Consider the following 11510-nt stretch of genomic DNA (forward strand, 5'->3'; position numbering starts at 1 on the left):
GAAGCCTACTTGCGTTAAACTGTAAAGCCTTGTCCGTATTCCTGGAACCGACCCTCATGTTTGCGACCGATTCATACGATGTCATCGTCATCGGCGGCGGCCATGCGGGGACCGAGGCGGCCCTGGCCGCGGCCCGCCTGGGTGTGCGCACCCTGCTCCTGACCCACAACGTCGAAACCATCGGCCAGATGAGCTGCAACCCCGCCATCGGCGGCATCGGCAAGGGCCACCTGGTCCGGGAGCTCGATGCCTTGGGGGGCCTCATGGCCCGGGCGGCGGACCGCGCCGGGATCCAGTTTCGCATCTTGAACGCCAGCAAGGGGCCGGCGGTGCGCGCCACCCGCGCCCAAGCAGACCGCGCGCTCTACAAGGCGGCGGTGCGCGCCGCCTGTGAGGCGCAGCCCAATCTCGCCATCTTTCAGCAGGCGGCCGACGACCTCATCATCGAGAACGGACAGATCACCGGCGTCTGCACACAGATGGGGCTGCGTTTCAAGTCCAGCGCCGTGGTGCTCACCGTCGGGACCTTCCTGGCCGGCCGCATCCATGTCGGGCTCGCCAATTATGAGGGCGGGCGGGCGGGCGATCCACCGGCCAATGCCCTGGCCCGGCGCCTGCGCGACCTACCGCTGCGCTGCGCCCGCCTGAAGACCGGCACGCCGCCGCGGATCGACGGTCGGACCATCGACTACACCCATCTGGAGGAGCAGCCGGGGGACCAGCCCACGCCCGTCTTCTCCTTCCTCGGCAGCATGGCCGATCACCCGCGCCAAGTCAGTTGTCACATCGCCCACACCAATCCCCGCACGCACGCCCTGATCCGCGGCGGTCTGTCGCGCTCACCCCTCTACACCGGCTTGATCGAGGGGGTGGGCCCGCGCTACTGTCCCTCCATCGAGGACAAGGTGGTGCGCTTCGCAGACAAGGACAGTCATCAGGTCTTCGTCGAGCCGGAGGGCCTTTCCACCCATGAGGTCTATCCCAACGGCATCTCCACCAGCCTGCCCTACGACGTGCAGGTCGCGCTGGTGCACTCCATCGCGGGCTTTGAACGGGCCCACCTCACCCGCCCCGGCTACGCCATCGAATACGACTTCTTCGACCCGCGCGACCTGCACGCGACGCTTGCGACCCACCACCTCGAGAACCTGTATTTTGCCGGCCAGATCAACGGCACCACCGGTTACGAGGAGGCGGCCGCCCAGGGGCTGCTGGCCGGGGTCAACGCCGCCCTGCGGGTCTTGGGCCGGGACCCCTGGTATCCACGCCGCGATGAGGCCTACCTGGGGGTGCTGGTGGACGATCTCATCACCAGCGGCACCATTGAGCCCTACCGCATGTTCACCAGCCGGGCCGAGTACCGCCTGTTGCTGCGTGAGGACAACGCGGACCTGCGCCTGACCGAGATCGGGCATCGGCTCGGCCTGGTCGGGGAGGCGCAGTGGCGCGCCTTCGACAGCAAGCGCGAGGCCATCGCGCGCGAGCGCGAGCGGCTGCGCGAGACCTGGGTGCGTCCGCACGCGGTGCCGCAGGCCACGCAGGAGGCCGTCCTGGGCGAACCCCTGCGCCGCGAGGTCCGCGCCCTGGACCTGCTCGCCCGCCCCCGGGTCGACTGGGCCGCCATTGTGCGCCTGACCGGCGAGCCGCCGCACCCGGTTGCACCCGCCGTCGCCGAGCAGCTCGAGATCCAGTGTCACTACGACGGCTACATCGCCCGTCAGCAGGCGGAAATCGACCGCCAGCGCGACCAGGAGTGTAAGCCCTTGCCGGACGGCTTCGACTTCGCCGGGGTCCGCGGGCTCTCCGCGGAGGTGCGCGAGAAGCTCGCCCGGGTGCGCCCCCAGACCCTGGGTCAGGCGGCGCGCATCCCGGGCGTCACGCCCGCCGCCGTCTCGCTGCTGCTGATCCACCTCAAGCGGCAGGCCGGGTGAAGCGACGTAACGCCGTGGCATCGGACCACCGCATCAAAGGAGACTTCCGTGAGCGAATCCAAGCTAGTCGGCCGCACGGCCGAGATCACCAGTGCCGAGGAGGTCGTGGATGTCGGCTTCGGGTTCGCCGCGCAGGATATCTACTGGCCCCGCCGCTTTGCCCCGCGGCGGATCATCGGCTTTAACATCACGCCCGAGCAGGTGCACCTGGCCCGGGCCCGGGTCCGGAAACTCGGCCTGGAGGACCGGATCGACCTGCGCGAAGGCTCGGCCACCGCGACCGGGCTGCCCGACGCCTGTTGCGACGTGGTCACCGCGGTCGAGTGCGCCTTCCATTTCGATACCCGCGAGGACTTTTTCGCCGAGGCCGCCCGCCTGCTGCGCCCGGGCGGGCGCCTGGTACTCGCCGACTCGATCCCATCCGGACCCGACCCCGATCCATGGCAGAACCCCTTGCAGGCCTTGGTGTTCGGCGCGGCCCGCGCCGCGCTCGCGGTACCGCGCGCCAATGTCTACCCGCGCGAGGTCTATGCCGCGAAGCTCGCCGCGGCCGGGTTCGAGGCGGTGCAGGTGACGTCGATCCGCGACCAGGTGTTCCCGGGCTGGCACCGCGCCCTGGTCGATGACCCCGGGTTGCGGCGGCGCCTGGGCCCGGTGGGATGGCTGCTGCGCAGCATTCCCGCGGAGCAGATGTATGCACCCTTCGATTACGTGCTGGCCGTGGGGCGGCGGCAGGGTAGCGCGACGGTCGATTAGTACCGCGTGATCGAAGTGCCGGACCATTGACCGCATCGCTGCCGTAGGGTGCGCTGCGCGCACCTTGAGCGGCTGCGCTCGGGCGCTGCGGTCAGGGTCCCGAGCGGCGCCATGGTGCGCGCGGCGCACCCTACGGCAGTGGGGCTGTCAATGGTCCGGAGCGAAGCCGGGGACCGGTAAAACCGAAGAAAGGCGCGGTTCCCCCTGGTAGGCATGACTCGACGATGAAAAAGTCGTGTCGCATTCTCGGTATTTTGGACATTAGGTATACTGTCCCCGGGATTTCAGGTCCGGCATGGGGGGCGTCGCTTAACGGATGGGATTAGGGGATTCAAGCCTGGCGGGACAGGAGGCGGCGATGTCATGCGCGGGAGTCAGCGGGCGGGACTGGGGCGGTGAGTCGGGCATAGATCTGCTCGGCGGGGCGGCGGACCTCGGGGGCGACCTCGCGCAGATAGTCCGGGGTGCCCTCCAACGCGGCGGCGATGGCCTCCCGCAGGGGGCGCCAGCGTTCGCCAGCCTCGCCACGGTCCAGCAGATCCAATGCCTCCGAAGCGCGACTGGCGGTCACCGCCGCGCGGAAGAGCAGTATAATTTCCTCCCAACTCATCTCTACGTATGAATCCACCCCCACCTCGATAAGCCGCCTGATGAGCGGCGCTGCGGTTGTCCAGTCATCAAGCTTGATCAGGATGGTAGCTAATGTAGGATTGGGGAATAGACTGCTGGGCGCCAATTCTGCGGCGCGTTTCGCTGCTGACTTGGCTTCTGACGCATCCGTGCCGCGATGATACAAGAAACAGGCCAGGGTGCTACTGAACCGAGCGTCTTCCGGAGCCATAGCGACAGCACGCCGAAAAGCCTGCTCGGCCTCACCATATCGCGCAAGATTGTCTTCCAGCAGGTGACCTAGGGCCAACCAATTCTCCGGATCGTTTGGGTCAAGTTCGATGGCATGGCGAAAGGCTTGCTCAGCCTCGTCGTAGCGCGCAGCATAAATTTTTAGCAGGTTACCGAGGTGCCACCAGGGATACGCATCGTTGGAATCTAACTCAATGGCGTGTCGCAACGCTTGCTCGCCTTCTTCTCGGCGGCGAAGAAAATACAGCAACAGGGTGCCGAGAAGGCTCCAGGCCCGCGAATAGTCGGGATTGATGTCGATGGCACGACGGTAGGCTTGTTCGGCATCTTCATAGCGACCCAACTCGTGATTGAGTAGATTCCCGAGTTTGTACCAAGGATCGGCGTCGTTTGGATTGATCGCGATGGCCTGGCGGTAGGCTTGCTCGGCGTCCTCGTAGCGGGCGAACCGGGCGCTCAGCAACGTACCTAGATTACACCAAGGCGCGACCAGTTTAGGCTCGCAATGGATCGCGCGACGGTAGGCTTGCTCCGCATCGTCGTAACGTGCAAGGTGGAATTGCAGCAAGTTGCCGAGGCCGTTCCACGGATATACAACCGCCGAATCGAATTCAATGGCGTGTCGGTAGGCCTGCTCGGCCTCCTCGTAGTAGTCAGTGTAGTCTTGCAACAGGTCGCCTATCTTACTCAGAATCCATGGAGAGCGAAGTGACGATACTTGCAGTGCGGCAAGTACAATTTTGGCCTGAGTTACATCCTTGACTTCACGAAATGACCAAGAAATCGGAACCAATTCCGGAGCACTTAGGCGTTCAGCCGCGGCTTGAGCACCGTCAACGTCGTCACGGGCATCCATATCGCCTTCTGCCAAGGCCCGGTACAGACTGTCTGGTTCTTGTCCAAACGCGCGACTATAGCTGGTGTAACCTGCATCTACCGCTGCATTGATCTCGCGCCATTGTTCGTGGCTTAGATCCTTGGCCACGTCCGCGAATCCTAATTTTAATGCCAGAGGCAACTCGGGGTTACCCAGGAGGCGCACTAGAAATGCGTCCTGGTTGATCTCCGCCCCAACGGCCTCCAGCGCCACGCTGGCTCGCTCCCGGGTCTCCGCCAATGCCTGCATCCTTTCTACCTTGGTCCGGAGGAACGCGTCTTCGCCGCTCAAGTCGAACATCTCGCCAATGCGCGTGCGGGTTTCGCTATCAGCGATCAACGCGCGCAGTCCGTGCGTTTCTAAGGCAGAGCGTAGCGGCGGGCTGTCGATGCACTGGGCCAAGGCCAGACTGTACTCGGCATCCCGCGCATTCGAGCGGCGGCGCGCAAGCTGACCGCGCGCATGACCCTGAAGCTCCTCCGCGTTGAACCACATCCGCAGAAACCGCACCAGCCAGGTGAGCCGCCGCCGCACGCGCCGGCTGGCGCGCATCAGGTACCAGATGTTGAAGAAGCGCTCGCCGATCTGAAACAGTGCGCGTTTGCCGCGGTAGGGCTCGGTCTTCTCGACCAGTCCCTGGGTCTGGAGCCGGGCGAGTTGGGCGGAGACCAGGTTGATCTCCCAGCCCAGGCGGTCGGCGATCTGGCGGGCGGTGGCCGGGTCCCAGTGCAGGGCCAGGGCGTCGACCAGCTTCTGGCTGAGTTCCGGTAGTTCCTCGAAACGCGCCTTGTAGAGCGGTGTGACCCGGTCGAGCAGGCCCTCCAGGTCGCTGCGCACGTCCCCGCCCCCGCCTTGGGCGAGCACGCCATAAAGCAGGACCGTGGTGCGCGGGTTGCCGCCGGTCAGCACATGCAGGGTGCGGATGCGCGCCGGGTCGCTCCGGACCAGTTCGGCCACCGCCGGGGTGTTGCCGACCTCGGCGAGTCGGATCAGGGTGGCGCGCAGTTCCTCCTCGGTGAGGCCCTTCAGTTCGTCGATGCGGAAGAAGTCGTAGAAGGCGGCGTCGTACTTGTAGCTCGCCTCAATGGCGCGGGCGCTGGCGCCGAAGACCAGTAGTTCAGTACGGCTTTGGAGCGTCTCGCGCAATGCCCAGTGGCTGTCGCGCAGGCGGTCCAGGATCAGGTCGGCGTTGTCGAGCAGCAACAGCAGGCGCCGGCCGAGGCGCGCGGCCTCGTCCAGCAGGGCGGCGAGGACGGTCTCTGGGGCAGCGCCAGCCAGGCCCTCGATGCGCTCGTCCAGCGCCTGGGCCTCGGCCCGGCGGCCGGCGCGGTCCAGGGCGTCGCCCAGGGCGTCCAGGCAATTGAGCCAGAGGTCCGCGGGTCGCGCGATATTGTATTGTTCCTCCGGGAAGGTCAGCGGCAGCCAGATGGCCGCGAGTTCCGGGTCCTCGTCGATGGCGACGGCGAGGCGCCGCAGAAGGCTGGTCTTGCCCATGCCGCGTTGGCCGAGGAAGAGCCGATGCTGGGGGATCCGCCCCGGGGGCTCGCGCCGCAGATCGGCCAGGATGCGCTCCAGGAGCGGCAGCCGGCCGACGAAGTAGCGCTTGAGCTCGTCGCGGCTCAGCAGGTCCGGGTTGTAGACGGCCACACCGTGCAGGGCTTCTTCAATCATTTCAGAGCGCCACCCGCGCATGCCAGTAGCGGCGCAATAGTTCCAGGCGGAAACGATAGCGGCCCTCGACCTGGAACAGGTAGCCGTCACTCTCCAGGATATCGAGCAGGTAGCGCAGGCGCTCTTCGCAGGCGTCCGGGTCCTGGACGCGCTCGCTCAATGCGAGCTTCAAGGTATCGCGGCTGGCCCCCCGAAGGTCGCGACAGCAGTGGTTCAGCAGGTGGACCGCGTAGCCGTCGTCCGGGGTGCCCAGTTCCTCACCGAGTCGCTGGCGCCAGTAGTCGAAATAGCCCTTGTGCGAGGGGCCCAAAAGCTCCACGAAGACCTGATCCACCAGCATCGCGGAGGGTTTGACCCCGGCATCGCAAAGGTCGTACAGCTTGCTGAAGGCGATCTGAAGGTAATAGGGCACGGGCCAGCCAAGCTGCTCGATCAGGCGGGCGCGCAATGGTTTGGTGAGGCGGATGGCGTAGCTCTCGGCGAGACTTTGCAGGAATCGGTCGGCCGTGGCCGGGTCGAAGGCGCCGAGCGGGGTCGGCACCAGGTCGTTGACCGTGTCGCCCAGCCCCAGGCGGGCCGCGACGGTGTCGAGTCCGATGGAGCCCGCCAGGACCCAGCGGATGCCCCCATGGTGGTCCTGGCGCAGGTTGCGCAGCCAGTAGAGAAAACCGCGTACCCGCTCACGGCCGTCGTCCTGGCCCAGGAGCTTAAGCAGGAAGACCGGCACCTCATCGACACAGATGAGCCAGCGTCCGTCCAGGTCGCCGATGCCGGCGGCCAGAGCCTCGCCGACCGCCCGCCAGCCGGGGTTGTCGGCCGCCGCCAGGTCGATGCCGACCGGGCCGATCTTGATGGACTTGAGGTTCGGCAGGCGCGCCGCGAGCCCCTTCTGCAGCCGCGCCAGGTCCGAGCCGATTCCGGATTCCGCGGCAGCCACCGCCTTGGCCAACTCCTGGATGCAGCCCATCTCGTCCTCGCAGGGGGCGAAGCTCAGGCCCATGGCCCGGAAGCCGTGGTCGGCCGCGTCCGCGCACAGGGCGCGCATCAGCGAGGTCTTGCCGATCCGCCTGGGGGCCAGTAACAACAGGCTGTCACTCTCCAGCCGACGCCACATCTGGCGCTGTTCCTGTTTGCGGTCGAAGAAGTCGTCGCCCTCGACGGGGGCGCCAGTGACGGAACGCATAAGGCATCTCCCATCGGCAACATTATAAAACGAAATTAGTGTAAACCAAATCTGATGTACTGAAAAGATGTGTGCGCTCAAGCCTGGTCGCCCTGAAGGGCAACCTACACTCGCCCGTGGCCGCAATTCTGATCGAGGCCGACGGTACGGATGTCCTGGCGCACCTGGCGCACCAGGGCAGGTCCCTCGGGCGCTCCTGCTTGCGCATCGGCGCTTGCGTAAACCCCTATCCCTACCGCGGGTCTGGATTGCCCGGCCCGGCCAGCAGCGCGCTCAGGCGGGCGAGTTCCTGTTCGGCTTGCTCGGCCCGCAGCCGCTCGGCCGCGGCGCGCGTCTCGGCCGCCGCGGCCCGCCGGTTGGCGACTTCGACCGGCAGCGGCAGCAGCCCGTCCCGATCGGCCCAGCGCAGCCAGGTCGCGGCGATGCCGTCGAACTCGCCCTCCCACAGCACGAGCTTGAGCCCGAGGACCGCCACCGGCAGGCTGCCGTCGTCCTCGGTGGGCAGCCGCGGCAGGACGGGTATCTGTAACGCGGGAACGATCATGGGCGGATACCTGACAAGGGGTTCGCTGCCGCTGAAGCATACGCGGGAACCGGCCCGGCGCAAGGGACAAGCGGCGGACCCGGGGGCCGGAAAAGCGGGGACCTGTGACGGATTTTAGGGACAGCGGGCGCTCCGGATGCTGCGCAGATCCCTTTGTTTCTTCTTGGCGTCTTGGCGTGAGCAATAGCCGGATTCAGGGTCAATGGGCCGGCACGCAGCGTTCCCGCGCCCAGTCGCGCAGGGCCTCGATCTGCTCGGCCATCACCACGGACAGGGGTTGAGTCCGGCCCAACTCGTTGAGCAGGGCGCAGGTGTCCGGCGCCCGGGTCGTGGCATCCACCGCATAGAGGGCGGACACCACTGCCTGCTCGATCCCGGCCCCGGTGAAGCCCTCGCTCGCCTGCGCCAGACGCAGCAGGTCGAAGCCGGCCGGGTCGAGTCCGCGGCGCCGCAGGTGGATGGCGAAGGCCGCGGCCCGCACCGCCGCGTCCGGCAGGTCGACGAAGAACAGCTCGTCGATCCGCCCCTTGCGGACCAGTTCCGGCGGCAGCCGGTCGATGTCATTGGCGGTGGCGACCAAAAAGACCCGGGTGTTGCGCTCCGCCATCCAGGTCAGCAGCGTCCCCAGCACCCGCCGCCCCACGCCCTCGTCCTCGGTGCCGGTCGCGATGCCCTTCTCGATCTCGTCGATCCACAGACAGCAGGGGGCCATCTGGTCGGCGGTGGCGAGCGCCCGGCGCAGGTTCTTCTCGGTCTCGCCGATGTATTTGTCGTAAAGGGTGCCGAAGTCCAGCCGCAGGAGCGGTACCCCGAAGCGCCCCGCCACGGCCTTGGCCGCCAGGCTCTTGCCGCCGCCCTGCACGCCCAGGAGCAGGATGCCGCGCGGGTAATCCTGGGTGCGGGCGGGGTCTAGGAAGGGCGCGCGGCGGCGCTCCACCCAGGCCTTGAGGTTCGCGAGCCCCGCTACATCCGCGAAGGAGCGGGTGTCGTACTCGAAGCTGATGAGGCCCCCCGGGCTCAGCAACTCGTATTTGGCCCGCTTTACCTCCGCCACGTCTTCTGCCGTGATGGCCCCGTCGTTGCGGATGGCGTTGCGGATCAGGCGCCGCGCATCGGACTCGGTGACGCCCAGCAGGTTCTGGGCGAGCTGCTCGACCGCCTCCCGGGCGGCGCGCACACCGCCGCCGCCGGACTGCTTCCAGGCCTGGGCCTCCTCGCGGATCAGGGCGAGGATGCGGTTGCGCTCCGGCAGCCGCAGGTCGCAGCGCGCGCACAGGTGGCGCAACTCCGGCGGTACCTCCAGGGCGTAGCTCACCAAGACCAAGGTCCGCGGGTGCTCGCCGTAGTCCTGGGCGATCTCTTTGAGCAGACGCACATTGAGCGGTTCAGTCAGATAGGGATGGAAGTCCAGGAGCAGATAGACCCCGGCCTCGCCCCCGGAGCGCAGATAGCGCAGGACCTGGGTCGGCTCCGTCAGCCGCACCTCGGTGTCCGTGTCGAACTCGATCCGCCGCAGGCCCTCGGTCACCGACCAGCGCCAGGCGGGCTGGGCAATGCGCAGCGCGAGCTGGGCGAAGAGTGCAATCACCCGCGGCTCCTCCGTGGACTCGATCAGGATGATCGGGGTGTCCGAGCGCAGCAGGAGTTCGAGGTCGTGCAGGTCCGTCATGGGTGCGTCGCTCAACTGGTGGGGTGAGGGGATTCTAGCCCCCTGGGGCGGGACGAAGAAGGTTCACGCAGGGGCGCAGAGAGGAAGGCGCTTGTTTGGTCTGGGGTTGGGCTGGTGCGGCAGGTGTCGAGGCTGGCGCGCATCTGTGGTATGAGCCGGTCGAGTGTCGTGCCGTTCGGCATCACCAGATGGGTAGGTAGAGCTTGAGCGGCTCATCGGCGCAGGATTGAAAGCCGAAGCGCTGGTAGAAGCGAGAGGCCGTGTCGTCTTTCGCATCCACGAAGACCCCGGCGCTGCCCACCAACTGTGCGGCACCGCGGGCGCGATTGAGCGCATCGGCCAGCAGCAGGCGGCCGAGCCCCTGGACCTGAAGACTCATGGCGGATGGCGAGACGCCCGAGCCGCGTGACCGGGACCTGGCGGGGATAGCGCTTGGTCGAAATGGGCGGCAGGTCGGCGAGCGGGACGATGGCGGCGGCCAGGGCGTAAAACCCGAGGATGCTCGTCGGGCCAAGGTCCGGATGGCCTGCCGCCGCGAAGTGGTCGACCGCGGCCTGACCGGCGGCAACGGCGACGAAGGTCCGGGAGACCCCCTTGGCCTGGTGCTGCAGGGCCGTTTGCCGCAGCCACAGGTCCAGCGGGGCCACGCCGCACTCAAACCCGCTTCGGTTGTGGCGACCAGTCAATGGTTCCAGTCTGATCATCGTGCCGCGCTGCGTAGTCCGCAAGGGCCGCCAGCAGCTTCGGGTTGGGCGGCGGCGGGTTGTCGATGGCGTCCAGGAAGGCCCGTGCGTCCCGCTCCGACAGGCGGATCACCTGTTCCTGTTCGATGATTCGTTCGGCTTCGCGCAGCGCCGACTGCACGACGAACTGGTTGACGGTGGACCCGACCAGGCTGGCCGCGAGTTCCAGCGTCTCCTGGACGCGGAGCGGTACCCGGGCGGTGATGCGGCCGCGTTCGATGGTGGTCTGCGACACGGGGTTTACCCTCGGATTTCTTAATCAGGAGAAGTCTAGCAGGCCGGTGTCATTCTCGTCCGTGACGGCATGATGCTCAAAGCCGATCAGGGCCTTGATCATAATCCCGGGCACTTTGCTGCCCGCGAGGCTGTTGGTCCGCACAGCGGACCCTACGGATCGCGGACTTACCGTAACGGGCGATCGTTCTGGACGACATGAACCGGGCCCGGGCGTAGCGCCTCATCGCCAGTTGAAACGCCGGGGCGTTGCCGCCGACCCACCGCTGCACGAAGTCTGCGCCGCGACCTGCGAGGGCTGCGTGGCCCTATTTTCCTGAGACCAAATCTCGGAATCGAGGCCAGATCGCCCTCTCTGCCCACTGACTCTCGCCGGTGTCTTCAAACTTCGTGTCGCTGGACCTGCCGTCTGCTTGAACGTAGGCCATCGCGACCGTCTGTGATGCCGGGTCGAAAAACACCTGGGCCACCTCGAAACTGGAGAGGATCGCCAGGTCCGGCCGCTCGGCGTCACACTCCCCTTCCCGATATGAGCGACGATACTCACGCATCGCCCCCCGGCGTTCGGTCTCTGTCCAGCGCGAACCTTCGAGTCCCTTCTCCAGGCGGCCCCAGAATGCGGCCTCTCCATCCACTCTTGCACTGTATGTAAAGACCAACGAGTCGATGTCCAGATTCCGATACACCCCGCGAATCTGATCGGGGCTCACGAGGAACCGCCCCATCCGTCCCCGGATCGCTTCGGGACCAGGCACCTGCTCCATCGACAGAAAGTCACAGCCCGACAGCAAGATCACTGCCATCAAACCAACAAAAATATGGATGCGATGCCCGCGCATGGTTTTTCACCCCGAACGTTGGGCCTGGCCAGCCCAAGACCACGCCGACACGGGGTCGCAGTCTAACAGTAACAGCAAAGCCGAGAATTCTCGAATCGGGACCCGCAGACTGTCGCGGCCGGCGGCTGAATCCGTGCCGGTCGCGCAGCGACGCTGTGGGAGCGGCTTCAGCCGCGACGAGGCCGCGCAAGGTACCGCAACG

Annotated in this window: 9 protein-coding genes; 2 read left to right on the plus strand and 7 right to left on the minus strand. The window is 66.6% G+C overall.

Features of this window, described 5'->3' with window-relative positions; genetic code table 11:
* Positions 1-56 precede the first annotated feature (56 nt).
* Positions 57-1931 (plus strand): tRNA uridine-5-carboxymethylaminomethyl(34) synthesis enzyme MnmG, encoded by a 1875-nt coding sequence (gene mnmG / locus QZY48_RS21790; protein ID WP_295435090.1) that lies wholly within the window; start codon positions 57-59, stop codon positions 1929-1931.
* Positions 1932-1979: 48 nt separating this feature from the next.
* Complete coding sequence (locus tag QZY48_RS21795) at positions 1980-2687, plus strand: class I SAM-dependent methyltransferase (RefSeq protein WP_295435092.1); 708 nt, start codon at positions 1980-1982, stop codon at positions 2685-2687.
* Between the two features lie 361 nt (positions 2688-3048).
* Here QZY48_RS21795 and QZY48_RS21800 read toward each other — a convergent pair whose 3' ends face one another.
* The 7 genes from QZY48_RS21800 to QZY48_RS21830 form a co-directional block, all read right to left on the minus strand.
* The gene (locus QZY48_RS21800; protein ID WP_295435093.1) at positions 3049-6096 is read right to left on the minus strand and encodes a tetratricopeptide repeat protein; all 3048 of its coding nucleotides are present in this window, start codon (positions 6094-6096) and stop codon (positions 3049-3051) included.
* A gap of 1 nt (position 6097) precedes the next feature.
* Positions 6098-7279: a hypothetical protein gene (locus QZY48_RS21805; RefSeq protein WP_295435095.1), complete on the minus strand. Its 1182-nt coding sequence runs from the start codon at positions 7277-7279 to the stop codon at positions 6098-6100.
* 232 nt (positions 7280-7511) lie between these two features.
* On the minus strand, positions 7512-7823 hold the full coding sequence (locus QZY48_RS21810) for a hypothetical protein (protein ID WP_295435096.1): 312 nt from the start codon (positions 7821-7823) through the stop codon (positions 7512-7514).
* 199 nt (positions 7824-8022) lie between these two features.
* Positions 8023-9492: an AAA family ATPase gene (locus QZY48_RS21815; protein ID WP_295435112.1), complete on the minus strand. Its 1470-nt coding sequence runs from the start codon at positions 9490-9492 to the stop codon at positions 8023-8025.
* Between the two features lie 181 nt (positions 9493-9673).
* Positions 9674-9871 (minus strand): GNAT family N-acetyltransferase, encoded by a 198-nt coding sequence (locus QZY48_RS21820; RefSeq protein ID WP_295435098.1) that lies wholly within the window; start codon positions 9869-9871, stop codon positions 9674-9676.
* Between the two features lie 275 nt (positions 9872-10146).
* Entirely contained in the window at positions 10147-10470 is a 324-nt protein-coding gene (locus QZY48_RS21825) for a DUF1778 domain-containing protein (RefSeq protein WP_295435100.1), read from the minus strand.
* A gap of 307 nt (positions 10471-10777) precedes the next feature.
* On the minus strand, positions 10778-11308 hold the full coding sequence (locus QZY48_RS21830; RefSeq protein WP_295435102.1) for a hypothetical protein: 531 nt from the start codon (positions 11306-11308) through the stop codon (positions 10778-10780).
* Positions 11309-11510: the final 202 nt, after the last annotated feature.

Source organism: uncultured Thiodictyon sp. (genome assembly GCF_903828115.1).
Lineage (GTDB): Bacteria > Pseudomonadota > Gammaproteobacteria > Chromatiales > Chromatiaceae > Thiodictyon.

Excerpts from the sequence above, each read along its gene's own strand:
- mnmG (WP_295435090.1), top strand. The coding sequence starts at position 57 with ATGTTTGCGACCGATTCATACGATGTCATCGTCATCGGCGGCGGCCAT.
- QZY48_RS21800 (WP_295435093.1), bottom strand. The coding sequence starts at position 6,096 with ATGATTGAAGAAGCCCTGCACGGTGTGGCCGTCTACAACCCGGACCTG.
- QZY48_RS21805 (WP_295435095.1), bottom strand. The coding sequence starts at position 7,279 with ATGCGTTCCGTCACTGGCGCCCCCGTCGAGGGCGACGACTTCTTCGAC.
- QZY48_RS21810 (WP_295435096.1), bottom strand. The coding sequence starts at position 7,823 with ATGATCGTTCCCGCGTTACAGATACCCGTCCTGCCGCGGCTGCCCACC.
- QZY48_RS21815 (WP_295435112.1), bottom strand. The coding sequence starts at position 9,492 with ATGACGGACCTGCACGACCTCGAACTCCTGCTGCGCTCGGACACCCCG.
- QZY48_RS21820 (WP_295435098.1), bottom strand. The coding sequence starts at position 9,871 with ATGAGTCTTCAGGTCCAGGGGCTCGGCCGCCTGCTGCTGGCCGATGCG.
- QZY48_RS21830 (WP_295435102.1), bottom strand. The coding sequence starts at position 11,308 with ATGCGCGGGCATCGCATCCATATTTTTGTTGGTTTGATGGCAGTGATC.